Source organism: Streptomyces sp. V1I1 (assembly GCF_030817355.1).
Lineage (GTDB): Bacteria > Actinomycetota > Actinomycetes > Streptomycetales > Streptomycetaceae > Streptomyces.
In genome coordinates this window covers 5,865,305-5,888,424 of record NZ_JAUSZH010000001.1, presented here as the reverse complement: position 1 = coordinate 5,888,424, position 23,120 = coordinate 5,865,305, and the positions used below count along the sequence as shown (strand labels likewise).

The 23,120-nt window shown below is 69.7% G+C and carries 22 protein-coding genes, 1 tRNA gene and 2 pseudogenes; 20 read left to right on the top strand and 5 right to left on the bottom strand.

Annotation, left to right across the window (positions count from 1 at the left end):
- Window positions 1–139: 139 nt before the first annotated feature.
- The 5 genes and pseudogenes from QFZ67_RS27550 (at window position 140) to QFZ67_RS27530 (ending at window position 6,479) form a co-directional block, all read left to right on the top strand.
- A complete protein-coding gene (locus QFZ67_RS27550) occupies window positions 140–793 on the top strand; it encodes an HNH endonuclease family protein (RefSeq protein ID WP_307663747.1) in 654 nt (217 codons plus the stop codon).
- Window positions 794–890: 97 nt separating this feature from the next.
- A complete protein-coding gene (locus tag QFZ67_RS27545) occupies window positions 891–2,579 on the top strand; it encodes an alkaline phosphatase D family protein (RefSeq protein ID WP_307663746.1) in 1,689 nt (562 codons plus the stop codon).
- A gap of 178 nt (window positions 2,580–2,757) precedes the next feature.
- A complete protein-coding gene (locus QFZ67_RS27540) occupies window positions 2,758–5,001 on the top strand; it encodes an FAD/NAD(P)-binding protein (RefSeq protein ID WP_373430247.1) in 2,244 nt (747 codons plus the stop codon).
- Window positions 5,002–5,086: 85 nt separating this feature from the next.
- Window positions 5,087–5,548 carry a DoxX family protein gene (locus tag QFZ67_RS27535; protein ID WP_307665986.1) on the top strand — a complete coding sequence of 154 codons (462 nt, stop codon included), beginning with the start codon at window positions 5,087–5,089 and terminating at the stop codon, window positions 5,546–5,548.
- Between the two features lie 267 nt (window positions 5,549–5,815).
- A pseudogene (locus QFZ67_RS27530) lies at window positions 5,816–6,479 on the top strand (DedA family protein).
- On the opposite strand, the gene QFZ67_RS27525 reads toward QFZ67_RS27530, so the two are convergent.
- Window positions 6,433–6,708 carry a DUF2277 domain-containing protein gene (locus QFZ67_RS27525; RefSeq protein WP_307663745.1) on the bottom strand — a complete coding sequence of 92 codons (276 nt, stop codon included), beginning with the start codon at window positions 6,706–6,708 and terminating at the stop codon, window positions 6,433–6,435. The pseudogene QFZ67_RS27530 and the gene QFZ67_RS27525 sit on opposite strands and share 47 nt — an antisense overlap.
- A 130-nt stretch (window positions 6,709–6,838) precedes the next feature.
- On the bottom strand, window positions 6,839–8,026 hold the full coding sequence (locus tag QFZ67_RS27520; protein WP_307663744.1) for a serine hydrolase: 1,188 nt from the start codon (window positions 8,024–8,026) through the stop codon (window positions 6,839–6,841).
- A gap of 267 nt (window positions 8,027–8,293) precedes the next feature.
- Here QFZ67_RS27520 and QFZ67_RS27515 point away from each other — a divergent pair, with 267 nt between their 5' ends.
- The 10 genes and pseudogenes from QFZ67_RS27515 to QFZ67_RS27470 all read left to right on the top strand — a co-directional run bounded on the left by QFZ67_RS27515 (window position 8,294) and on the right by QFZ67_RS27470 (window position 15,679).
- On the top strand, window positions 8,294–8,908 hold the full coding sequence (locus QFZ67_RS27515) for a peptidase inhibitor family I36 protein (protein WP_307663743.1): 615 nt from the start codon (window positions 8,294–8,296) through the stop codon (window positions 8,906–8,908).
- Window positions 8,909–9,123: 215 nt separating this feature from the next.
- A complete protein-coding gene (locus tag QFZ67_RS27510; RefSeq protein ID WP_307663742.1) occupies window positions 9,124–9,942 on the top strand; it encodes a glycosyltransferase family 2 protein in 819 nt (272 codons plus the stop codon).
- Window positions 9,851–11,059: an IS701 family transposase gene (locus QFZ67_RS27505; protein WP_307659208.1), complete on the top strand. Its 1,209-nt coding sequence runs from the start codon at window positions 9,851–9,853 to the stop codon at window positions 11,057–11,059. Before QFZ67_RS27510 ends, QFZ67_RS27505 begins: the two co-directional genes overlap by 92 nt.
- A gap of 119 nt (window positions 11,060–11,178) precedes the next feature.
- A pseudogene (locus QFZ67_RS27500) lies at window positions 11,179–11,385 on the top strand (glycosyltransferase family 2 protein); the annotation flags it as partial.
- 199 nt (window positions 11,386–11,584) lie between these two features.
- Window positions 11,585–11,902 (top strand): ArsR/SmtB family transcription factor, encoded by a 318-nt coding sequence (locus QFZ67_RS27495; protein WP_373430133.1) that lies wholly within the window; start codon window positions 11,585–11,587, stop codon window positions 11,900–11,902.
- Between the two features lie 172 nt (window positions 11,903–12,074).
- Window positions 12,075–12,704 carry an RNA polymerase sigma factor gene (locus tag QFZ67_RS27490; protein WP_307663741.1) on the top strand — a complete coding sequence of 210 codons (630 nt, stop codon included), beginning with the start codon at window positions 12,075–12,077 and terminating at the stop codon, window positions 12,702–12,704.
- The gene (locus tag QFZ67_RS27485) at window positions 12,701–13,483 is read left to right on the top strand and encodes a hypothetical protein (RefSeq protein ID WP_307663740.1); all 783 of its coding nucleotides are present in this window, start codon (window positions 12,701–12,703) and stop codon (window positions 13,481–13,483) included. Before QFZ67_RS27490 ends, QFZ67_RS27485 begins: the two co-directional genes overlap by 4 nt.
- Before the next feature lie 229 nt (window positions 13,484–13,712).
- Window positions 13,713–13,910, top strand: a complete 198-nt coding sequence (locus QFZ67_RS27480; protein WP_307666132.1) for a hypothetical protein — start codon at window positions 13,713–13,715, stop codon at window positions 13,908–13,910.
- On the top strand, window positions 13,828–14,658 hold the full coding sequence (locus QFZ67_RS27475) for a tetratricopeptide repeat protein (RefSeq protein WP_307665985.1): 831 nt from the start codon (window positions 13,828–13,830) through the stop codon (window positions 14,656–14,658). Before QFZ67_RS27480 ends, QFZ67_RS27475 begins: the two co-directional genes overlap by 83 nt.
- Before the next feature lie 91 nt (window positions 14,659–14,749).
- Window positions 14,750–15,679, top strand: coding sequence for a hypothetical protein (locus QFZ67_RS27470; protein WP_307663739.1), 930 nt, complete (start codon window positions 14,750–14,752; stop codon window positions 15,677–15,679).
- A gap of 246 nt (window positions 15,680–15,925) precedes the next feature.
- Here QFZ67_RS27470 and QFZ67_RS27465 read toward each other — a convergent pair whose 3' ends face one another.
- The 3 genes from QFZ67_RS27465 to QFZ67_RS27455 form a co-directional block, all read right to left on the bottom strand.
- Window positions 15,926–16,981, bottom strand: coding sequence for a serine hydrolase (locus QFZ67_RS27465; RefSeq protein WP_307663738.1), 1,056 nt, complete (start codon window positions 16,979–16,981; stop codon window positions 15,926–15,928).
- A gap of 491 nt (window positions 16,982–17,472) precedes the next feature.
- Window positions 17,473–18,447 (bottom strand): NAD(P)-dependent alcohol dehydrogenase, encoded by a 975-nt coding sequence (locus tag QFZ67_RS27460; protein ID WP_307663737.1) that lies wholly within the window; start codon window positions 18,445–18,447, stop codon window positions 17,473–17,475.
- A 285-nt stretch (window positions 18,448–18,732) separates the two neighbouring features.
- Window positions 18,733–18,804: transfer RNA gene (locus QFZ67_RS27455), tRNA-Val, on the bottom strand.
- Between the two features lie 202 nt (window positions 18,805–19,006).
- Here QFZ67_RS27455 and QFZ67_RS27450 point away from each other — a divergent pair.
- The 5 genes from QFZ67_RS27450 (at window position 19,007) to QFZ67_RS27430 (ending at window position 23,108) form a co-directional block, all read left to right on the top strand.
- The gene (locus QFZ67_RS27450) at window positions 19,007–19,819 is read left to right on the top strand and encodes a DUF4097 family beta strand repeat-containing protein (protein WP_307663736.1); all 813 of its coding nucleotides are present in this window, start codon (window positions 19,007–19,009) and stop codon (window positions 19,817–19,819) included.
- 71 nt (window positions 19,820–19,890) lie between these two features.
- Window positions 19,891–21,267, top strand: coding sequence for a hypothetical protein (locus QFZ67_RS27445; protein WP_307663735.1), 1,377 nt, complete (start codon window positions 19,891–19,893; stop codon window positions 21,265–21,267).
- A 266-nt stretch (window positions 21,268–21,533) separates the two neighbouring features.
- Window positions 21,534–22,103: a DUF4383 domain-containing protein gene (locus QFZ67_RS27440; protein ID WP_307663734.1), complete on the top strand. Its 570-nt coding sequence runs from the start codon at window positions 21,534–21,536 to the stop codon at window positions 22,101–22,103.
- A gap of 62 nt (window positions 22,104–22,165) precedes the next feature.
- Entirely contained in the window at window positions 22,166–22,810 is a 645-nt protein-coding gene (locus tag QFZ67_RS27435) for a FadR/GntR family transcriptional regulator (RefSeq protein WP_307663733.1), read from the top strand.
- Between the two features lie 73 nt (window positions 22,811–22,883).
- Window positions 22,884–23,108 (top strand): zinc ribbon domain-containing protein, encoded by a 225-nt coding sequence (locus tag QFZ67_RS27430; RefSeq protein ID WP_307663732.1) that lies wholly within the window; start codon window positions 22,884–22,886, stop codon window positions 23,106–23,108.
- The last annotated feature ends 12 nt before the right edge of the window (window positions 23,109–23,120 follow it).

Genomic DNA, 23,120 nt, shown 5'->3' with positions numbered 1-23,120 from the left:
AGTTCCGGGGCGTCAGAACACTTGATGTGACGTGCCCATGTCGCCACCCTGTTACCTGGCGCCCACCCCCAAGAAACCTGGCGCCGCCAACATGGCCACGCCCGAACGGCCAAGTTCCCCCCACATCAAAGGAGTTCGCATGCCTGGTGTCTACGCGCGTCGCTTCCGCCGTATAGCCGTACTCGCCGCAACCTCCGCCCTCGCCGCCACCGGTCTGCTCGCCACCGCCCCCACCGCGCAGGCCTCCCCGCCCACCCCGATCAGCGCCGCCACCGCCCGTACCTACCTCGGCCAGCTGACGGTGCAGGCGGAAGGCTCCTCCACCGGCTACAGCCGCGACAAGTTCCCGCACTGGATCACCCAGTCGGGCGCGTGCAACACCCGTGAGGTCGTCCTCAAGCGCGACGGCCAGAACGTCCAGCAGGACTCCAGCTGTGCGGCGGTCAGCGGCACTTGGTACTCCGAGTACGACGGCGCCACCTGGTCCCTCGCCTCCGACCTGGACATCGATCACGTCGTGGCGCTCGCCGAAGCCTGGCGCTCCGGCGCGAGCAGCTGGACCACGGCCCAGCGGCAGTCCTTCGCCAACGACCTCACCCGCCCGCAGCTGATCGCCGTCACCGACAACGTCAACCAGGCCAAGAGCGACCTCGACCCGGCGGAGTGGCTGCCGCCGCGGACCGCGTACCGCTGCACGTACGCCCGGATGTGGGTGCACGTGAAGCACCACTGGAACCTGACCGTGGACTCGGCCGAGAAGAGCGCGCTGCAGTCGGTGCTGAACGGCTGCTGACCAGCGGCTTACACTCCGGCCACGATCCGGCCGGAACCTGTTCGCCCCCCTCTGTCGTTCCGTACCGTACGGTGCGGTGCGACAGAGGAGGGCACACATGACCGGGCTGCGCCTGGGACCACTGCTGCGGTACGTCGACTGGGAATCCGGCGGGAGCGCGACCGTCTGGGTCGAGGCCGACCGGCCGTGCACGGCCGAGGTCCGGTGCGCGGACGGCGCAATGGGGACTTCGCACACATTCCAGATCGAGGGCCACCACTATGCGCTGGTCCCCGTCACCGGACTGACGCCCGGCACGGCGACGGAGTACGAGGTGCTGCTCGACGGCCACCGGGTCTGGCCGCTCGAAGACTCCCCATTCCCGGCGAGCACGATCCGTATGCCCGACGTCCCCTCCCCCGGCGTCACCGTGTCCTTCGGCTCGTGCCGCTGGTCGTCAGCGCCCGCCGACGAGCACGACCCGATCGGCCCTGACGCGCTCGACACCCTCGCCGCGAAGCTCGCCGCCGAGCCCGATGCCGTACGGCCCGATGTGCTGCTCCTGCTGGGCGACCAGGTGTACGCCGACGAGACGTCCCAGGCGACCAAGGAATGGATCGCCACCCGCAGGGATCTGAGCGAGCCTCCCGGCGCGGAGGTCACGGACTACGAGGAGTACACCCGCCTCTACGACGAGTCCTGGCTGGACCCCGAGGTGCGCTGGCTGCTCTCCACCGTCCCCAGCTGCATGATCTTCGACGACCACGACGTGATCGACGACTGGAACACCAGCGCCTCCTGGCTGGCGGAGATGCGGGCCACCCCGTGGTGGCAGAAGCGGCTGCTCAGCGCCCTGATGTCGTACTGGGTCTACCAGCACCTCGGCAATCTCTCCCCGGCGGCGCTGGAGTCGGACGAGCTGTACGCGGCGGTACGGGCGTCCGACGACGGGACCGACCGGCTCAGACGCTTCGCCGAGGAGGCCGACGCCGACCCCGCCCGTGTGCGCTGGAGTTACCGCCGCGACTTCGGCCGGACTCGGCTGCTGATGGTGGACACGCGCGCGGGCCGCGTCCTGGACGAGCAGCAACGGTCGATGCTGGACCGGGGCGAGGCCCGCTGGCTGCGCGACCAGGCGCTGGCCGGGCGGGGGTCGTACGACCACCTGCTCATCGGCGCCTCGCTGCCGTGGCTGCTGCCGCCGCTGATACACGACGCGGAGAGCTGGAACGCCGCGCTGTGCCGCGGCGAGCGGGGCGAGAGATGGGCACGGATCGGCGAGGACCTGCGCAGACGGGCCGACTTGGAGCACTGGGCCGCCTTCCCCGACTCCTTCGAGAAGCTGGCGGCCCTGATCGCGGAGGTCGGCAGCGGGGAGGACGCACCGGCGACGGTATGTGTGCTGTCGGGCGATGTGCACCATGCGTACGTCGCCGAGCCCGAGTGGCCGGACGCCGCGCAGCCCGACTCCCGGGTGCTGCAGCTGACCTGCTCGCCCGTGCACAACTCAATACCGCGCTCGATACAGCTCGGATTCCGCTTCGGCTGGAGCCGGTTGGGGCGGCGGCTCGGCCATGCGCTGGCCCGCCACGGCCGCCTGCGCAGGCCGGCGGTGGACTGGGGACGGACGGGCGGTCCGTGGTTCGGCAACCAGCTGATGACGCTGACGCTCCGGGGCCGTTCGGCGACCCTGCGGCTGGACCAGGCGCGGGTGGTGGGGGCGGGCTCCGACTCTCGCGCGCGGCTGGTGACGGCGGACGAGCGGGAGCTGACTGCGAGCCGTGATCCTTCCCACAGCGGAGGGTGATCCTCGGCCCCAGGGGTTCGACTCCCGGCGCACCCCCGGCATGATGAGCCGGACGCTCAGCTTCCATGCAGCCCCACTTGCCCCGGGAGTCACCGCTTTGTCCGACGTACGCGACGTTTGGTCCGCAGTTCCGCGCACCGGTGCCTCCGCCCGTGCCCGCGCCATCGCGGTCGTCGGCGTGGGCCCGCGCGGCACGTCCGTGCTCGAACGGCTCTGTGCGTCGGCCCCCGAACTGACCCCGGACACGCAGCTGACGATCCACCTCGTCGACCCGGCGCCCCCGGGCCCGGGCCGCGTCTGGCGCACGGACCAGTCCGCGGAGCTGCTGATGAACACGGTGGCGTCGCAGGTCACGCTGTTCACGGACGACAGCGTTGCCTGCGAGGGCCCGATCCGCCCGGGCCCGAGCCTGTACGAGTGGGCGACGGGGATCGCGGGGGAGAAGCTCGGCCCGGACGAGTATCCGACGCGGGCTTGCTACGGACGCTACCTGGAATGGGCATTCAGCAGGTCGGTGGCGTCGGCCCCGCAGTCGGTGACGGTGGAGGTACACCGGGCACGGGCGGTACGGCTTGAGGACGACCGGGAGGGGGCTGTGGGGGACGGGGCACCGGCGGCAGCCGCGCGGACCTGGCCGGAGGCGCAGGCGGGAGCCGCGCGGACGCGGCCGGAGGCGCAGACGGCTGCCGCGCGGACGCGGGCGGAGGCGCAGGCCACGGCAGCCGGGACGCGGGCGGGCGCACGCGGCACCGTGCCACAACCCCGCACCGCAGGCGACGCCACTGCGCCCGGGGCCACGGCACCTGACGCGCCCGCGGCGACCGCACTCGACGAGCTCGCGGCCACGGGAACGGACGCGCCCGCGGCCACCACCCCGCTCCAGACCCTCACGCTCGATGACAGCACCACCATCACCGGGCTCTCCGCCGTGATCCTCGCGCAGGGGCATCTGCCCGTCGTCTCCCGGCAGACCCAGGCGCACCTCACCGAGTACGCCGCCCGCCACCCCCGCCTGCGCTACTTCGGGCCCGCCAACCCCGCGGACCTCGACCTTTCCCCCATAGCCCCGGGAGAATCGGTCCTGCTGCGCGGCCTCGGTCTCAACTTCTTCGACCACATGGCGCTGTTGACGACCGGCCGCGGCGGCGCGTTCGTACGCGGTGACGACGGCACGCTCACCTACACCCCCTCCGGCCGCGAACCGCGGCTCTACGCGGGATCGCGGCGCGGCGTCCCGTACCAGGCACGCGGCGACAACGCGAAGGGCTCGTCCGGGCGGCACGAGCCGCTGGTGCTCACGCCCGACGTGATCGCCGTCTTCCGCAAGCGCGCGGACGAGGGCGACCCGCCCGACTTCCTCACCGAGATATGGCCGCTCGTGGCCAAGGAAGTGGAGACGGTCCACTACGAGGCGCTCCTCGCGGCACGCGAACCGGAACCCGAACGTGGCCCGGAACGCGGCCCCGGACCCGGCCCCGGCCCCGGCCCCGACGGCCTCGCCCTCCGCGGCTTCCGGGACCGCTACCTCGACGCCCCCCACGGCAGCCCCCAAGAGACCGCCGTACTCGACGAGTTCAGCATCGCGCACCAGGACCGCTGGTCCTGGGACCGGATTTCGCGTCCGTACGCCGACGAGCGCTTCGCCTCCCCCGCCGAGCACCGCGCCTGGCTCCTCACCCATCTGCGCCAGGACGCCGCCGCGGCCGCGCTCGGCAATGTCGAGGGCCCCCTGAAGGCCGCCCTCGACGTACTGCGCGATCTCCGCAACGAGCTGCGCCTGATCGTGGACCACGCCGGCCTCTCCGGCAGCTCCCGCCGCGACCACCTGGACCGCTGGTACACCCCGCTGAACGCGTTCCTCTCCATCGGCCCGCCGCGCCGCCGTATCGAGGAGATGACGGCCCTGATCGAGGCGGGCGTACTGGACGTGATCGGCCCGCGCACCACCATCGGGATGTCCGACGAGGTCCTGGACGGAGCCTTCACCGCCGAGTCGCCGGACGTGCCCGGATCTTTCGTCACGGCGACCACGCTGATCGAGGCGCGGCTGCCGGAACCGGACCTCAGGCGGACCTGCGACGAGTTGCTGGGACGGCTGCTGAAGACGGGCCAGTGCCGGCCGCACACGATCGACGGTTACGAAACCGGAGGGCTGGACGTAACGCAGCGCCCGTACCGTCTGATCAACCGTCAGGGCCGCCCGCACCCACGGCGCTTCGCGATCGGGGTGCCCACCGAGGGCGTGCACTGGGTGACCGCGGCCGGGGCCAGGCCGGGCGTGGACTCGGTGACGCTCTCGGACGCGGACGCCGTGGCGCGCGCTGCCCTGCGCACCCTCGGACCGTCGCGCAGGAGCACAGAAGCGGAATCCGTGGTGGAAATCGGCCGCCGAGCAACTGTTGAACTTGCAAGTATTGATTAGGCCCGCCTAACCTGGGGCCTCCCTCGTCGGTTCACGTCCCCAGACCGAAGGAGTCCCCATGCCCAACCCCTCCCCCACCCCGTCGCTGTCCGGCCGTCTGAACAAGGCCCAGCCGTACGCCCTCAGCCTGTTCCGGATCGTCGTCGGCCTGCTCTTCGCCTGCCACGGCGCCGCCGCGCTGTTCGGCGTCCTCGGCGGCGCGGCGGGCGGCGGCGGCACCATCCCGGCCGGCACCTGGCCCGGCTGGTACGCCGCGGTGATCGAACTGGTCGGCGGCACCCTGGTGCTGCTCGGCCTGGGCACCCGTACCGCCGCGCTCATCGCGTCGGGCTCTATGGCGTACGCGTACTTCACGGTCCACCAGCCCAAGGCACTCTTCCCGCTGCAGAACAGCGGCGAGGGCTCCGCGCTCTACTGCTGGGCCTTCCTGCTGCTGGTCTTCACCGGACCGGGCGCACTCGCGCTGGACCGGGTGTTCGCCCCGCGCGGCGAGAGCCGGCCCGCGGACGAGGAGCGCAAGGAGCAGACCACGGCGGTCGCGCCCTGACGGTCCCCGCCTGACCGTACCGGCCTGACGGTCGCGGCCTGACGGTCCCGGCCTGACGGTCCATCAGCACGTCGAGCGCCCGGCCCCGCACGACGAGGGACCGGGCGCTTCGTGCCTCCCGCGTCCGCCGGTGGAAGTGAGGCGGACAACATCTTCGACCCCTGGCGATCTCGAGGTGAACCCCAGGCGTACGCTGTACAGCTGTACTGCCGCCCCTGCCGCTCCCCTGCGACGTCGCGGCGTATTTTACGAAACTGGGGAGTTCGGGTGCTCGAGAGTGTGGGGTCGCTGACCGGCAGCCCATGGATCTACGCGGTGGTGGCCCTTTCCGTACTTCTCGACGTCTTCCTGCCCGTGCTGCCCCAGCGGAGTCCTGGTGATCACGGCGGCGACCGCGGCCGCGGCGGGCTCGACCACCGCCACGGCCACCGCGTCCGTCGAGGCCGCGGCCGGCCGGGTCCCGCAAGAAGTGCCCTCGCTCCTCGTCCTGGTCCTGTGCGCGGCCACCGCGTCCGTGCTCGGCGACCTCGTCGCGTACCGCCTCGCCTGGCGCGGCGGTGACCGCCTGGACCGGGCGATCGCCCGCTCGCGCAAGCTGACCAACGCGCAGGAACGTCTTGGCACGGCCCTCAGCCGCGGCGGCGGCGCGCTTGTCGTGATCGCACGCTTCGCCCCGGCCGGCCGCTCGGTCGTCTCCCTGGGCGCGGGCGCGGCACACCGCAAGGTGAAGGAGTTCCTGCCCTGGTCGGCCCTGGCGGGCGTGGCCTGGGCGGGCTACAGCGTGGGCCTCGGCTACTTCGGCGGCGCATGGCTGGGCGCAAGCTGGATCGGCGCGGCCATCTCGGTCCTCGCGCTGTTCGCGGCGGGCGCGCTGGCGGCCTACGTCATGCGGCGCCCGACACAGACGCCGGCTCACGAACCGGCCTCTTAGCGGCCCCTCCGGACCCTCCGGACCCGCGCACTTCGAGCCCGTCGAGCAGCTTGCGGGTCGCCTCGGCTATCTCGTCGACGGCCTGCTCGAAGACTTCGCGATTGTGCGCGGCGGGGGCACGGAAGCCGGACACCTTGCGTACGTACTGCAGGGCGGCGGCGTGGATGTCGTCCTCGGTGGCCTCTTCGGGGAGGACGGGCGGGCGGAGAGTCTTAATGCTGCGGCACATGTATTCAGTGTGCCTCGCGGGTCTGACAGTGCCGCCGGAAACGGGCGGGACCGCACGCTGACCTGCGGAGACGGCGGGACCGCGCTCTGTGAGTGCGGCCCCGCCCGCCGCCGCGGGACACCACCGCCGCCTACACCCCCGCCGCGGCCCGCACGAGCGCCGCCGCCAGCCGCTCGTTCTCCGGTGCCGCGCCGCCCGGGAAGGCGAACCGGCGCCGGACGTAGCCGTACGCGATCCCGCTGCCCGGATCGGCGAACGCCTGGGCCCCCGCCGCGCCGCTGTGGCCGAACGCGTCCGCGCCCAGGAACGGGTACCGCATCCCCAGCGCCTGGAAGCCGAGGCCGAAGTGTTCCGCCTCCCCCGTGACCACATCGGCGCCCACCGTGTGCGGCCGGGCGAACTCCGCGATCGTCTCCGGCGTGAGCAGCGGAGCCCGGCCGTCGACCTCGTTGATCGCCGCCGCGTACATCGCCGCCACCCCGCGCGCGTTCCCGACGCCGCCGGCCGAGGCCTGGCCAAGCTCGCGCACGGCACGCGTGTTGATGAAGTCCAGCAGGTCCGTGGGCGGCTCGGCGTGGGAGTTGAAGGCGATCGCAACAAGGCTCTTCGGATTCGGCGCATTGGCTTCCAGTTCGGCGCGCTGCTCCGGCGTGGGCTGCATCGGCAGGACGTCCAGGTACCGCGATTCGAGCGCCTCGGGCAGACCGAGGTGGAAGTCCAGCCCGTACGGAGCCCTGATCCGCTCCTCGAACAGCTCCTGGATCGACAGCCCGGTGACCCGGCGCACCACCTCGCCGGTGAGGGCGGCGATCACAAGGGCGTGGTAGCCGTACGCCGTGCCCGGCTCCCAGAACGGACGCTGCCCCGCGAGCCGTTCGGCAAGAACCCGGTCGTCGGCCAGCTCCGCCGAGCTGAAGCCGCCCTCGACGCCGATCACCCCGGCGCTGTGCGCGAGCAGCTGCCGCAGGGTGATTCGGCCCTTGCCTTCGGCCGCGAACTCCGGCCAGTAGTGGGCGACTTCGCGGTCGAGTTCGAGCACACCGTCCTGCACGAGCAGCGCGACGACAAGGTGCGCCGCGCCCTTGCTGACGGAGAAGACGCCGGTGAGCGAATCGCCCGCCATCCCGTCCCCGGCCCACAGATCGACAACCTGCCGCCCGTTCAGGTACGCCACGAGCTGCGCGCCGGATGTGGTGATCCCTTCGGCGAGTACGGCGGCGAACTCCTCCCGTACGGCCTCGAATCCGTCCGCGACGGTCCCCTGCACTCCTGCCCCAAACACCTCGGACACCTCAGGCACCTCGGACACCTCGGTCATTGACCCTCCCCAGTGATCACCAACAGTCATCGGACGCCAACCCGCGAGGAGTCCGCAGAAATTCCCCCCAGCCCCCTCCACGGCCGCCGGACGACGCCGGCACAAGGGGCACTCCGGCCTCTTGAGCCACTAATACCGCCCATGGCGTCTTCTAGACATCTAAGGAGGAAGCGGTTGCCCCGTTCTCCCGGCGCCCTGAAAACTCGTTGGCATGCCCGGCCGCAACAGCGCGGGCATCAGCTCGAGAATCCGCTGGGGGAAAGTCACATGGCATTGCGCAAGCTGACCACTTCGCTGTTCGCGGTCCTGGCTCTCATCGCAGCAACGGTGCTCGGCCTCACCGGCCCGGCCACCGCCGCCACCGCCGCCACCGCCGCCACCTCCGCCGCCACCTCCGCCACCTCCGCCACCTCCGCCACCGGCCAGGAATTCGCCGCCCAGGCGAAGCGCGCGGGACTGACCGGTGCCGAGACGAAGCAACTGCAGACGACAGTCGACGGCTACCTCGCCACCCAGGGCGGGACGCAGGTCGCCGCCAACAAGATCGCACTGCCGGGCAAGGGCGAGATCGTGGTCGCCCTGCCCGGAGAACGCCAGGCCCGCGACCTGACCGGCGCGAAGAGTGCCAGGGCCTGTCCGTACGAGAACTTCTGCATGTACACCGGCACCAACTACACCGGTACGCAGTTCAACCTGTGGAAGTGCCAGACGTACGACCTGTCGAACTGGAACTACCCCGGCTCCTGGATCAACAACCAGACCCCGGGCACCAGGGCCAGGTTCCTGGACCGCAACTACAACACCATCTACACGACTCCCGGCGCCTACTCCTACAGCAGCTACTACGACTGGGCTCCGGTCTGGCACGTCATCCCGTGCTAGGCAACGCTCGATGAGTCCGGCCCGGTCCTGGCGCGCGGACGCCGCCAGGACCGGGCCACAGCTGTCGCGGAGTCAGACCCTCCACGGCGGCAGCGGGCAGAGGCCGCGTCGCCGGACGACCGGCGGGCGGCCGAGGCGAGTCATACGCCAGACCGTGCGCGCCAGCGCATCTAGCATCATCAGCACCCTCGCTCGCCGGCTACTGGAGTACCGCTATGTCGTTGCCACGCATCGGAGTCGTCATCGTGACCATGGGCACTCGCCCGCGGGAACTGGACGCTCTGATCGCCTCAGTGGCCAAGCAGGACGTGCCTCCAGCACGTGTTGCGCTGGTCGGCAATGCGACTCCACTCACTGACGTGTCAGCTGACGTGACCAAGATCCCGCTCGAAGAGAACCTGGGCTGTCCCGGCGGGCGCAACGTCGGACTGCAGGCCCTGCTCGAGTCAGGCGACGTGGACGTCATCATCGAGCTGGACGACGACGGACTGCTCATTGCCGACGACGTGTTCCGCAAAGTGCAGCGCCTGTATGCGGCTGATCCCGCGCTCGGGATCACGTCGTTCCGCGTTGCCGATGAGCACGGGGAGACTCAACGGCGCCACGTGCCGCGGCTGCGCGCCGACGACCCGATGCGCCGCGGGCTGGTGACCGCCTTCCTCGGAGGTGGCCATGCCCTGTCGGTGCCGATGCTCAACGAAATCGGCACCTGGCCGGGGCACTTCTTCTTCGGGCATGAAGAGACGGACCTGGCCTGGAGGGCCCTCGACGCCGGCTGGAAGATCCTCTACGAACCCGAACTGGTCCTCCAGCACCCCAAGACCTCCCCGGCCAGGCATCCGGTGTACTACCGCTTCACCGCTCGCAACCGGGTCTGGCTCGCTAGTAGGGCTTTGTTAGGTGGGTCTTGTCGCGTTGGGTGTCTGGTAGTTCGCTGTTGGTATGAGGGTCGGGGAACTCGCTTCGTGTCGTGTCCGGTTGGAGGAGTTCGGTGGGGAGGTGTTCGCGCCGCTGGTGCGGCGGGATCAGCGTGAGAAGGGTGCCCTGTATCTGCGGGGGCTGCTGCTGGACGGCCGGCGTAAGTCGATGCAGCCGATGGCCGGGCGCCTGGGGGTGGACCACCAGCAGCTTCAGCAGTTCATCACGTCCTCCACCTGGGCCTTTGACGCGGTGCGGGCCCGGTTGGCGTGGCGGGCCGTGCGGGTGGTCCGTCCTCAGGCGTGGGTGGTGGACGACACCGGGTTCCCGAAGGACGGCATCTCGTCGCCCGGGGTGGCCCGGCAGTACTCGGGCACCCTGGGCAAGGTCGGTAACTGCCAGATCGGCGTCAGCGTCCACGCCGCTTCCGACACCGCCTCGTGTCCGCTGTCCTGGCGTTTGTTCCTTCCCGAGAGCTGGGACACGCCAGAAGCGGCCAGCCGTCGGGAACGCTGTCGCATCCCTGATGACGAGCATCACCGCCCGAAGTGGCAGCTGGCGCTGGAGATGCTCGACGACCTGGCCGGCACCGGGCTGAAGCCGGCGGTGCTGGTCGCGGACACCGGATACGGCGCCAACGCCGACTTCCGCCGCGGCCTGGAAGACCGCGGCCTGGCCTACGTCCTGCAGGCCAAGGCCGAAATGACCGCCCACAGTGAGGATGCCGAACCCCACCAGCCTGCCTATGGCGGCCTGGGGCCCAGGCCCCTTCCGCGTTACCGCACCCGCCCGGTGTCCTTACGGGATCACGTGCTGGCCGCCGGACGACGCCAGGGACGAACCCTGACCTGGCGCAGGGGCTCCAAAGCCGCGATGAGCTCGCACTTCGTTCTTGTGAGGATCCGTCTCGCGGGGCGGCGGCCCAAGCCCGCCACCGACGGCACGATCCCGCTGACCTGGCTCATCGCCCAGTGGCCCGAAGGCGAGGACGAGCCGGTCAAGTACTGGATCTCGAACCTGCCCGCAGACATCCCCGCCCGCGACCTTGTCCGCATCGCGAAACTGCGGTGGCGCATCGAGCACGACTACCGCGAGCTGAAGACCACCCTCGGCCTCGACCACTTCGAGGGCCGCTCGTTCACCGGCTGGCACCGGCACGTCACCCTCGTCACCGCCGCCCACCTGTTCCTGACCGAACAGCGGACCTGCCCAAAAGCCCCTGCCAGGGCCTGACCCTCTACCAGGCCCTGGATCTCCTCCAACACCTCCTGGCCACCTGGACCGGCACCTGCCCCACCTGCCGACAACCCACCCCCTGGCAGCCCTACGACACCACCTAACAAAGCCCTACTAGGCGCCGGCTTCCCTTCCCCCTGATCCCGGTCTATCTGGGCGTGTGGATTCTGCTCAACTTGGCCCGCATCCGTTCCGTTTCCGGGCTGAAGGCATGGGCCGCCGGGTTTCTGGAGGGGACTCGCACTCCGTGCGGCCCCCGCAAGCCGATGAAGTGGGGGACTGTGTGGCGTATGACCCGGTTGGGCCGGCCTCCGCTCATCTGACTGATCATTTCTCGATGAGGAGTCGTCGCCGGAGGCTCTCGATCTGCTCGTGGGAGGGCTGAGCGCTACGGGCGGAGGGACGTCAGGAACGGGGAGTCGGTGGCTGGCCCGCCGGCAGCGGACCCTGTCCCGGAAGACGGCGGGCGCAGGGCTGCTGCTGATTCCCTCGGCTTTCACCGGACCGGGCCTCCTCACCCGGGTGACGCTGCCGGAGCCGCCGCAACTGGCCTACCCGGCGCGCGGCGTCGGCTCACTGTGGGAACCCCGGCCCATCACCAGGACCGACGCCATCGCCGCCGTACTCGGCCGCTCGCGGACCCTGCTGCTGGCCGAACTGGAAACTCCGGCCTCCACCACCGAACTGGCCCACCGTACGGGGCTCTCCCCGGCCGGGGTGTCCCAGTACCTCACCGCGCTGCGCGACGCGGGTCTGGTCAGCGCCCACCGAGCCGGCCGCTCAGTGCTCTACGCCCGCACCTCTGCCGCCGAAGCGATCCTCGCCGCCGCCTGCCCATAGGACTCTGTCGGGGTTCCCCTCGCTGATAGTGCCGACTGTCGCCTCGGGGGTGCCGCATAGTCGCCGCTGGATGAGACGCTCTGGCGCACGCCCGGTGACCAGGGTTGGCGGCGCCCGGCACTGTGACGGGCGTCACGGGGAACTCGCAGCCGTCTGGGTGGCGGAGATAGGCATGGATCCAGGATTTCGGGCCCGCATCCGGGCGGGAGACGAGGGGGCCTTCGGCGCGCTGTTCCGCGAGCACGGCCGGGCGGTGTACAACCACTGCTTTCGCCTGACCGGGGACTGGTCGGTCGCCGAGGACTGCACCTCGCTGGTGTTCCTCGAGGCGTGGCGGCTGCGCGAGAAAGTCGAGCCGCAGGGCGGCGGCCTGTTGCCCTGGCTGCTGGGGATCGCCACCCACGTGATCCACCGCCGACGGCGGGTCGCCCGGCGGTACCGGGCGCTCATGGAGCGGATGCCCGCTCCCGGCCTGCTGCCGGACTTCGCCGATGAGGTGGTCGGCCGGCTGGAGGACCAGGACAAGATCGCGGCGGTGCGCGCCGCACTGGAGAGGCTGTCCCGCGCCGATCGTGAGGTCCTGGCGCTGTGCGTATGGGCCGGCCTGGACTATGCCGCGGTCGCCGAGTCCCTGGGCGTGCCGGTGGGCACAGTCCGCTCCCGCCTGTCCCGTGCCCGTAGACGGCTGGAGAAGCTGGCCGGCAACAACTTCGGCCCGGACAGGGAACCGGCCGCCGCCGATTGGCAGCACGCAGGTGACCGCACCGAGGCGGTCCCGCCGAGCGGAGGAGAACCACGGTGACCCGGGACCAGAACGACGATGTGCAGGTGCTGCGTCGGACGCTGACCGTGCCCGCCGATCGGGACTTCCCCGCCGGCCGTCAGCAGCAGCGTGAGGAACACCTGATGAGCAGCTGGCTGGAGATGGCCCGCCAGCAGGGCAAGGACAGACGCCGGCGTCTGGCGGTGCGGGTAGCCGCCGCCGTGGCAGTGGTCGCCGCCGTGGCCGGCATCGCGGTGACGATCGGCCAGGCGCCCGGCACCTCGGCGGGCCATGGCACCACGGCCCAACACACGGCCCCTGGGGCCGGATACTTCCCAGAAAGGATCACCGCGGTGGCCTACACCCTCGACCGTGAACCGCACGGAGTCGTCAAGGTGACTATTCGCGATACCGGAGAGACCAGGCCCGCCCTTGAGCGCCTCCAGCGCGATCTGGCTCGCATGGGAGTGCGGGCCCGGGTTTACCAGGGCGACCCCTACTGCCCGGTCAACGAAGAGAAGAACACCTCGGGCGACGATGACATCGCCCTGAAGGTGGTGAGGTTCACGCACGAGGACGGCAAGTTCATCGGGTCCATCCACCCGGAGAAGATCCCCGCGGATCACTCCCTCGTCATCGTCTTCCCTGTCATCGGGGACGACGGCGTCTACCACGACGACCTTGCCTTTGACGTTATTGAGGGTGACGGACCGGACTGCTGGCACATGCCTTCTCCGGGAGCCCTTGCAGAGGACCACGTAGTTGGGGAGGACGGCCGCATGAGGTGGGTCCCGCCGACCGATGAGGCCAAACGCTGACGGACACAATGTGTCCGGGCACCACGTGTCCGCGAGCCGGTGCCACGGCGAGCTGGGTCTCCGATCCGGACGAGGAGTTCCGGGCCGCGGTCGCCGCCGGGGACAGCGGACGCCGCTCTCTACTGCCTCCTCCCAGTCGACAGCACCTCGCACCGCCCCTGGCCGGAGGGCGTCACTCATTTGACTGCGGGCCCGAACCACATCTCGTGCATCCCGGTTCCGGCGCTCAATGGGGTCACCTGGCCGCTGCGCTGGTACCGCCCGCGGACGCGCGGGGCACACCCTGCTGCTCCGCGGCACCTCGGTCGCCCTCCAGGGGTACTACGCGACCAGGCACTACGGCACTGGCGCGAAGGCCCGTTACTCGATGGGCATGTGGCAGGGCGTCGGACACGTCGACGACAAGGACGGACGCGTTCCCTCCTGACCTGGATCAGAGTCGATGTCCCAGGAAGACGGCCCGCATTCTTCACGACATGGGGTGGTTCCAGCTCGATCAAGGTGCGGTGAAGCGTGCCATCGAGTGCCTCCGACGGGCTCAGGCCGGTTGTGTCCGGGTACTTGGGGAGGACCATCCGGACACGCTCATGACGCAGGGGCATCTTGCCGAGGCGTACCGGACGGCGGGTGAAGCGGGACGGGCGATCGCGCAGGGCGAGCGGGCACTGGCCGGTTGTATCCGCGCGCTCGGCGAGGACCATCTGCAGACACTCACCCTGCGTGGCTATCTCGCCGACGCGTATCGGGCGGCAGGCGATGCGGGGCGGGCGGTCGCGTTGTTCGAGCGGGTCCTTGCCGACTGCCTCAGACTGCTGGGTGAGGACCATCAGGGAACGCTCGACGCGCGGCTCGGCCTCGCCTTCGCATGCCGGGCCGCGGGTGATGCGCGACGGGCCATTCCGCTGGGCGAGCGGGTCCTCGCCGACTGCATACGGGTGCTGGGGGAGGATCATGCGGACGCGCTGATCGCGCGCAGCTATCTCGCTGATGCGTATCGCGCGGCGGGTGAGGTCAAGCGGGCCATCCCGCTGTACGACGAGGCGTACGCCGATTGTGTTCGGGTCCTGGGCGAGCACCACCCGGTGACGCGGATCGTGCGGGGCAACCGCGACGCGGCAAAGCGGCGCAGACTTCCGTATGAGCAGGCAACTTTCCGGAGGGTCCTGCTCCGGTGACGGCGGGATGTCCGCCAGGCCGCCGGCCCGACGTGAGGCCGTAGGATCCTGCCGCCATCAATGATTCATCGACAGTACTGGGGGATCAGTCATGTCCAACCACCGTCTCAGCCGCCGGGGGCTCCTGGCCGGTACGGCCGGAGCGGCGCTCGTCACCGCCGCAGCCGGCACGAGCCGGGCCGCCGCGGCAGAGGTTCCGCCGCCGGACCCGCAATGGGCCAGACCGCCGCACCAGGTTGAGGCAGAAATGTTGGTCGATTACCTGCGTACGCTCCCCTGGAGCGAGCAGGCGACGGTGAACCGCTACAAGACGGCAGGGGAGTTCCCGGACGAGAACTCCTCGGCCAAGTGGGGCGCGGCCGGGCACCCCGAGCAGTTCTCCGTCTTCGCGCAATGCTCGTCGTTCCTCACGATGGTCCTCGAGCGCACCTACGGCGCGGACTCGGCGTACGGATGGGCGACGAAGGAGTACTTCAGCCAGTACTTCCACACCGAGCCCGGCAAGCTCTTCCCCACCGCGGAGAAGTTCCGTACGGGCTTCGCCATCTCGGCGGACATACCGCACTTCACCGGGGTCACCAAGCCGGTCAACCTGCGCCCGGGCGATCTGGTGGCCTTCGACTACGACCCGGAGAACACCACGGAGCCGTACACCGGTCACATCGTGATGGTGAAGGAGCGCAAGGGGACCTGGGCGTCCTCCGTGGACAGCCAGGTGGGCGGCAATGTCGTCCCGTACGTCTTCGAGATCGTCGACTGCACCAGCAATCCGCACGGCGACCCGGCCGCATCCGATTCCGCCGAGGCGATCTATCGCGCCTTCCCGGACACCCGGATCGAAGAGCACGTGGGCGCGACGCCGGAGTGGACCGAGCACAATGGTGCCGGCTACGGCCACATCGTGTTCTACGCGGACGCGGCCACCAAGCTCTTCGCCGGCTACCGATGGGGCGTCAACTCGTCCACGGCCCACACCGTGGCCGAACGCCCCATTGCCGCCGCGCGCGTCTACCCTGGCTGACCAGCTGACCAGCTGACTGGCCGCGCGGCCGCCCCGACGGCCCGACGGCCCGACGGCCTGACGCCTGCCAGTGCCACGAGCTCGATCGTCATGCTGACTGCGAAGGCCCCCGGCCGTGATCGGCTGGGGGCCTTCGCACTGGTGGGCGCGTACGGTTTCGAACCGCCGACCTCTGCTTTGTACGACTGATGTCAGCGAACGCCTGGTCACCAAGCCGTTGAATCAGCCCTGCCGGCCCAGCAGCCTTCATAGGAGGCCGGGACGGCCGGTAGCCGGGGGAGCCTTGAGGTCGTGGTGGATGGCCTTTGCCACGGCCTCAACCGTTTCCATGCCATAGTCCCACCCCACCTCCGGCGACTCGTCTTCAGGGACCCTGTTGTTTTCGGTGAGGACCACGAGGCCATAGTCGTAGGCATGACCGGTGACCGCACTCATGCTGTTGACCTTCCAATCTCCGCGGTCCCAGGGGTTCTTGAGCCTGTTCTGGGAACGCTGAAGCCACCCGTTCTTGACCTGTACGGCAGCGTCCGAGGGAGCCCCGGCGGGCGTTCCCCACCGCTGATCCTCCTGCACGTCACGCATGAGGTCCAGGATGTAGGTGCGCTCTTCGGCGTTCAGGACCGAGTTGTCCTCAGCGGTGAGCAGCTCAAGCAGTTTGGCCTGGTCCCTTGCAGTGACCTGAGTCAGGCCCATGAAGCCTGCGTCGTTGAGGATGGTGTTCTTCATTCCGGCCTTGTCCAGGAAATTCTGGATATTTTTGTGGCCCAGGCTTTCCCACAGGGCGTACGTCGCGTCGTTGTCCGAGCTCACGATCATCTGTCTGGCCAGGTCCTGCTCCTCCTCGGACAGGTCGACTCCTCTGTCCAGGAGCAGAGCCCCCAATATTATCGGCTTGACTGTGCTCGCGGAGTCGTAGTGCTTGTCCGCGCCGTACGTGCAGGAGGTACGGGTGTTTCGGTCATACAGCACCACCGAGGCCTGACTGGCGCGATTTTCCAGCGACTTCGCTATGTCTCGAGTGAGAAACTGTGCCAGTCCGGGGTTTTCGGACGTGCACTCAATCAGCCTGCCCTTGAGTCGCTGGGATGTGAATTTTATGCTCCGGGTCTCATGGGAGACGGTTGCCCTGGAATCAGGAGCGACGGTTGCCGTGGAGGCGGGAGCGACGGTTGCCGTGGAAGCGGGAGCGACGGCCGAAGTGGAGACCGCAACGACAACTACTCCTAAAGTCACCTTTGAAGCTATCTCACTGAATGCCAATTCTTTCCCTTTCCGTATTTTCCGGCCCACCAGTGTGGACACGGAAGTAGACCCGGCCCGATTTGATCCGCAGCAAGGTTTGGTAAGTATCGGTTTGGCAATTCGGTGTAGTTCGGCGCCTGTGGACTGACATTACAAGCTTGGGATGGGTCTGGCCTGTGGGGTAAGCCGATAGGCCTACCGATAGGCCCCCATGGCAGCCGATGAGGTGAAAGTGGTCCGCCGATTGGACCCTATTCGCTGGGTGAGTGACCGCCGCCGTTGATGCCAGAACTGGATGCCAAAGGCCCCCAGCCGTGATCGGCTGGGGGCCTTTGTCCTGGTGGGCACGCTCGACCTCGGCACCACCGGCGCGCCACTGATCGGTGACCTTGTCCTATGAGCCCGACCAGCGCAAGGAACTGTGCCAGTGGTGGAGGCTGTCAGGAGCTGGCCCTGGCTGGGCGTGTGTCCGCCGGCCGGTTCAGATATCAGGAGGAGCGAGGAAGACGGGGCGCCCTCAGGTGCATGGACGGCTGGGCCTCAGCGGACCGTCACACGGTGATGACGACCTTCGCACGCGCGTGCTCAACTTCGAGGTACCGGATGGCCTCGGGTACTTCGCTCAACGGGTAGGTCCGGTCAATGACCGGGGTAATTCTTCCGGACTCGGCGAGTTCCCTCAGCGTCGCCAGGTTCTCCTTGCTCGGCGTCGCCGTAAGTACGAGCAGCCGATGGCGGACGAAACGTGACAGCGCCTGCCCCCTGAGGATGAGACCCATCGGCCCGACAAGACTGCCGCCGTCGGACACGCCCCCACCGGACAGAACGAGCGTCCCCGCGGGGGTCAGCGCGCGCCGGCACTCGGTCAACGAACGGTTCCCCACCAGGTCGAGAACGACGTCGTACCGCTGTCCGTTCCGAGTGAAGTCTTCCCCCGTGTAGTCGATGACGTGGTCCGCGCCGAGCGACCGGACCAGGTCCACGTTTCGCGTACTGCACACGCCGGTCACCTCCGCGCCGAACGACTTGGCCATCTGCACGGCGAAGGTCCCCACACCACCTGACGCACCGTTGACCAGGACCTTCTGTCCCGGCTGCACTCCCCCCAGATCACGAAGGCCCATGAGGGCGGTGTTCCCCGCCAGCGGCACCACGGCCGCCTGCTCGAACGTCAGGCTGGCCGGTTTCGGCTCCACCACGTCGTCCGAGGCACACACATACTCGGCAAATGCTCCGTCGGCTTCGCCGAATACCGCGTCACCGGGACGGAACCGTTTCACGTCCTTGCCCACCGCTTCCACCCGACCCGCGAAGTCCGTGCCCCGGATCTTCGCCTTCGGCCTGCCGAACCCGAGCACCAGGCGTGCCATGTACGGGTCGCCCCGCATGACGTGCCAGTCGCGCGCGTTGACCGCCGCCGCCTGGACCCGTATCAGCACCTCGTGGCCGGCGACCACCGGCTTGTCGACCTCCCTGAGCTCCAGAACGTCAGGTGAGCCGTACCGGTCCTGGACGATCGCCTTCATCAAGCCTCCGTAACGCACGAGTTCGGTGCGAATGGATCGGCTGACCGGAAGATCAGCACTACTCACGACGGTAGGCGAGCGACATCGATGCGGGCATCAGGGACAAACCCTAGGGTCCTCACCGGACCGGGGGTCCGGCCGGCCGAGCCCGCTGGGGAAGATCCAGAAGCAGCATCCGGCACGTAGGTGGCACGACGCCACTCCCCCGCCGCAAGGGCGGAGGAACGATCAAGGCCCAGGCTTCCGGTTTGTCGCCGGTGGCCTGGGCCTTTGTCTTGAAGCAAGTGGGCGCGGACGGTTTCGAACCGCCGACATCTGCTTTGTAAGAGCAGCGCTCTACCCCTGAGCTACGCACCCGTGGATGAGGGAACAGCGTACATGGCGCAGGGGGCCGCCCTGCAAACCTGTTCCCCCCGCCTCCCCCTCCTCCTCCTGGGTACGGGGGCTACCCCCACCCCCGAGGCGGTGGTCGCCCGGATCGTTCCCCCACCTGCGAACTCCTACCTTGGGGGCACATCGGCAGAACTGCTCTGCCGAACTACCTGAGGGAACGATCACCGTGCCCGCATTCCGCACCCGCACCCGCACCCGCACCCATCGCACCACCCGTACTCGGACTCGCGCTCGCGCGCTCGTCGCCGCCGGCGTCGCCCTTGCCGCGGGCGCCCTCACCGGGTGTGGCAGTGCCGATGCCGGAGACGCCCCCGTCGAGAGCAAGTCGTTCCCCCTCGCCGGGAAGGCCCTAACCATCAACTCCGACGACTCCGCCATCGAGCTCGTGACCGCCGACGTCAAAGAGGTGCAGGTGACCCGGCAGGTCGACGGGTGGGTGTTCATGGGGAACGGGCCCGAGGCCTCCTGGAAGATGAAGGACGGGACGCTGACCCTGCGGGTGAAGTGTGATGCCGTGGCCAGCGACTGCGAAGCGCGGCACACCGTCAAGGTGCCGCGCGGGGTTGCCGTGACCGTGGAGGACGACAACGGGAGCGTCACCGCCAGTGGGTTCGACACCGCGCTGAAGATCCGGTCCGACAATGGCGGGGTGACCGTGCGGGACTCCAGCGGACCGCTCCGGGTCGACAGCGACAACGGCGCCGTCGTCACCGAGCGCGTCAGCTCCAAGACCGTGAGCGTCCGGTCGGACAACGGGTCCGTGCGGCTCGGGCTCGTCGCCGTGCCCGATCGGGTGGAGACCGTCAGTGACAACGGCGGGATCACCATCGAGTTGCCGGGCGCCGGGGCTCCATACGCCGTGACGGCCAAGAGCGACAACGGCGGTGTGGACGTCGACGTGCCGACCGACGACAGCAGCTCTCACGTCGTCAAGGCCCGCAGTGACAACGGCAAAGTCACTGTGCGAAGCGCGAACTAACAGGCCCGTGTGTTCGTCACTACCTGGTGGGAGAATGAACCGGGCAGGGCGACACGGCACGGGAGAGGGATGTGACGGCGACACACGCGCGGCCTCATGCAAGAGGGCAGGCGAGTGCCGTCCGGGATGTCCTCGCGCTGATGCTGCTGCCCGTGCCGTTGATCGTCGCTGCGCTGCCGGGCGCGTTCGCCGGCGGCGGGACGCGGCGCTGGTTCGGCGGGCGCGGGGAGAGCCAGCGCGCGGATGCGCAGGCCGCGAAGGACGCCGCCGCCGCTGCCTTCTACGAGCTGGACACCGCCCAGCGCGATCTGCGGATCTCGATCGAGACGATCTCGGCGGTGGACAGTTCGCCGGGGGCGCGCCGGGCCGTGGACGACTTCGCCGCGCTGGGGCGGCGGATCGACGAGGTGAGCCATCGGTACATCACCGCCGTGGACGCGCACGACCTCGACCGGGACGGCCTCGAAGCCTCCGTCGCCGCGCACGCGCGGGGTGAGCTCACCAGTGCCAAGGACGAGCTCGTACGGGTCAAGGGGGACCTCGACCGGTTTGCGCAGGGGCTCGGGCCGCTGCTCGACAAGGCGGAGACGCAGCTCGCCCGGCTCGCTCCCGCCGTGGAGCGGGCGCGACAGGCGCTACTTTCCGCGAGCAACGCTCTCGATTCGGCGCGGGGCTCCGGTTTGCGAGCGGACGATCTCGCGGCTCGCCTCGCCGCCCTCGCCCCCGAGCTGACCATGCTCAATCAGGGCGCCGGGCGGCACGGCGTGGCCGAGACCCTCCAGCGCGCCGACCGCGTGCTGCGCGACGCCGAAGCCGTACGGGCCGAGGCCGAGCGGCTGCCCGAGCGCGCCGCCGAGACCGACAAGCGCCTGGTGTCCCTCCGTACACGCGCGGAGGCCCTCACCAACCGCGCCGGATCCGTCGAGCCCGTCCTGAGCGAGCTGCGGCGGCGCTTCTCCGCCGCCTGCTGGCAGGATCTCCAGCCCGTCCCCGAGCAGGCGGCGATCAGCGTCCGCCAGGCCGAGGAGAAGCTCCGGGAGGCGGCCAAGGCGCGCGACGAACAGCGGTGGGCGGATGCGACGGCCCTGCTCAGTACGGTACGGGCGCTGCTGAACACCACCGATGAGGCGGTCTCCGCGGCCGGCGACCGGCTGCGGCGGCTCAATGCCGTGGCCAAGGATCCGCAGCAGGAGATCGACCGGACCCGATTCGCCATCCGCGACGCGCAGCGCCTCGCCATGGCTGGGCGCAACACCCCGGATCCGCGTCATGCGCGGCCGCTGGATGACTCGGTGGCCCGGCTGGAGCGGGCCGTCGCCGGGCTCGAGGGCCGGCATCCCGACTACTGGCACTTCCTGATGGAGACCGAGGCGGTACGGCGCGCGGTCGCGCGTGTGGTCGAGCAGATCCGCGAGGAGCGCGGCGCGGGCGGCACCGCCGGCGCCTGAGACCCCGCGCCGCCTGGGTCCCGGGACACGCGGCCCTCCGGGCGGGCCCGAGGCTTCCCGCCGCCGGGCACCCGGGACGCGGCCCTCCGCGTGGCGCCCCCAGGACGCGGACCTCCGCGCGGCACCCCCTGCCCGGCCGCCCCGGACGCGGCAGACCCCCCGCGCGGCACCCCCTGCCCGGCCACCCCGGGACGTCCCCCTGGTTGTCCGGCTCCGCCCTCGGGCGGATCCTTGGGGGTACGAGTACGTACAAAGGGAGCCCAGACATGGCAACACACGTACCGCACCCCGAAACCACCCGCCGCATCAGGCTCGACGAACATCTCCCCGTCGACCATCGCCTCAGCCAGGTCTACCGCGTGGGCGCAGGTCTGATGGGTCTTGTGCTGCTCGCCTTCGGCATTCTCGGGCTGATCAACAAGATCGGCTTCTTCGACATCAGCGGTGACACCGTCGCGGGGCTCAACACCAACGGCGCACTGAGCGTCCTCTCCATCTGCGTAGGGGCGCTGCTCTTCGTCGGGATGATCATCGGTGGCAACTTCGCCTCGACCGTGAACATGATCCTCGGCGTCGCCTTCATCCTCAGCGGCTTCCTCAATCTCGCCCTGCTGGAGACCGACTACAACTTCCTCGCCTTCCACATCCAGAACGTGCTGTTCAGCTTTGTGGTGGGCGTGATGCTGATGTTCTTCGGGATGTACGGGAGGGTCAGCGCGACGCTGCCGCACGACAACCCGTACTGGAAGGCCCGCCACCCCGACCAGGCGGACCAGGAGCAGCGCGCCCAGCGGCGCGAACGGGGTGAGGTGCTACGAAAGGGAGCAGGCGAGTAAAGGCCGGCACGAGCAACACCGGCTACGCCGCCTACGCGGGCCGCGGGGTGCACGGGGCCGCCGTGGAGGCTCTCGCCCGCCGGATCTTCGACGGCACCTACGCCGAGGGCGACCCACTCGTTCTGCCGCAGCTGATGGCCGAGCTGGACGTCAGCCAGGCTGTACTGCGCGAAGCGATCAAGGTACTGACGACGAAGGGCCTGATCGACGCCCGTCGGCGGCGCGGCACGTCCGTACGGCCCCGGGACGACTGGAACCTCCTGGACACCGACGTGCTGCGCTGGACGCTCGCCGCCGGTGCGTCGGCCGGCTTCTTCGCGGACATGCTGGAACTGCGCCGCTCCATCGAACCGGCCGCCGCCTCGCTCGCCGCCGAGCACCGCAGCGAACAGGACCTCGCGGCGCTCGACGCGGCGCTCGACGCGATGAGGGCGGCCGGGGACGATCCGGTGCTCGGCGTGCGCTCGGACGCGTCGTTCCACACCGCCCTGCTGGCCGCCTCACGCAACCGGTTCTTCGCGCAGATGCGCCGGGTGATCATCCCCGTGCTCATCGAGCGCGATCGGCGCGTGCACCTGGCGGGTACGCCTGAGGACCCGGTCGGCGTGCACGCGGCGGTGGTGGAGCGGGTACGGGAGGGGGACGTGGACGGCGCGTACATGGCCACGCTCGAACTGCTCGACCTCGCGATGCGCGAGCATCCGTAGCGCGAGCATCTGTAGGGCGACCACCTGTAGCGCGAGCACCCGGCAGCCGCCGCACTGCCGATAACCTGAGGCCATGCCTCGTTACGAATACCGCTGCCGCAGCTGCGGTGACACCTTCGAAGTGAACCGGCCGATGGCCCAGTCCTCCGACCCGGCGAGCTGCCCGGCCGGCCACGAGGACACCGTCAAGCTGCTCTCGGCCGTCGCCGTCGGCGGTACGAAGTCCGCGTCCGCGCCCGGCGCAGGAAGCGGCGGCGGTGGCGGCGGGGGTTGCTGCGGAGGCGGCTGCTGCGGCTGAGGCGGCTCGCCC

What these genes read in the sequence shown, in the direction of transcription:
- QFZ67_RS27550 (WP_307663747.1), top strand. Translation starts at nt 140, where the DNA reads ATGCCTGGTGTCTACGCGCGTCGCTTCCGCCGTATAGCCGTACTCGCC.
- QFZ67_RS27545 (WP_307663746.1), top strand. Translation starts at nt 891, where the DNA reads ATGACCGGGCTGCGCCTGGGACCACTGCTGCGGTACGTCGACTGGGAA.
- QFZ67_RS27525 (WP_307663745.1), bottom strand. Translation starts at nt 6,708, where the DNA reads ATGTGCCGCAGCATTAAGACTCTCCGCCCGCCCGTCCTCCCCGAAGAG.
- QFZ67_RS27520 (WP_307663744.1), bottom strand. Translation starts at nt 8,026, where the DNA reads ATGACCGAGGTGTCCGAGGTGCCTGAGGTGTCCGAGGTGTTTGGGGCA.
- QFZ67_RS27515 (WP_307663743.1), top strand. Translation starts at nt 8,294, where the DNA reads ATGGCATTGCGCAAGCTGACCACTTCGCTGTTCGCGGTCCTGGCTCTC.
- QFZ67_RS27510 (WP_307663742.1), top strand. Translation starts at nt 9,124, where the DNA reads ATGTCGTTGCCACGCATCGGAGTCGTCATCGTGACCATGGGCACTCGC.
- QFZ67_RS27505 (WP_307659208.1), top strand. Translation starts at nt 9,851, where the DNA reads ATGAGGGTCGGGGAACTCGCTTCGTGTCGTGTCCGGTTGGAGGAGTTC.
- QFZ67_RS27490 (WP_307663741.1), top strand. Translation starts at nt 12,075, where the DNA reads ATGGATCCAGGATTTCGGGCCCGCATCCGGGCGGGAGACGAGGGGGCC.
- QFZ67_RS27480 (WP_307666132.1), top strand. Translation starts at nt 13,713, where the DNA reads ATGGGGTCACCTGGCCGCTGCGCTGGTACCGCCCGCGGACGCGCGGGG.
- QFZ67_RS27470 (WP_307663739.1), top strand. Translation starts at nt 14,750, where the DNA reads ATGTCCAACCACCGTCTCAGCCGCCGGGGGCTCCTGGCCGGTACGGCC.
- QFZ67_RS27460 (WP_307663737.1), bottom strand. Translation starts at nt 18,447, where the DNA reads ATGAAGGCGATCGTCCAGGACCGGTACGGCTCACCTGACGTTCTGGAG.
- QFZ67_RS27440 (WP_307663734.1), top strand. Translation starts at nt 21,534, where the DNA reads ATGGCAACACACGTACCGCACCCCGAAACCACCCGCCGCATCAGGCTC.
- QFZ67_RS27430 (WP_307663732.1), top strand. Translation starts at nt 22,884, where the DNA reads ATGCCTCGTTACGAATACCGCTGCCGCAGCTGCGGTGACACCTTCGAA.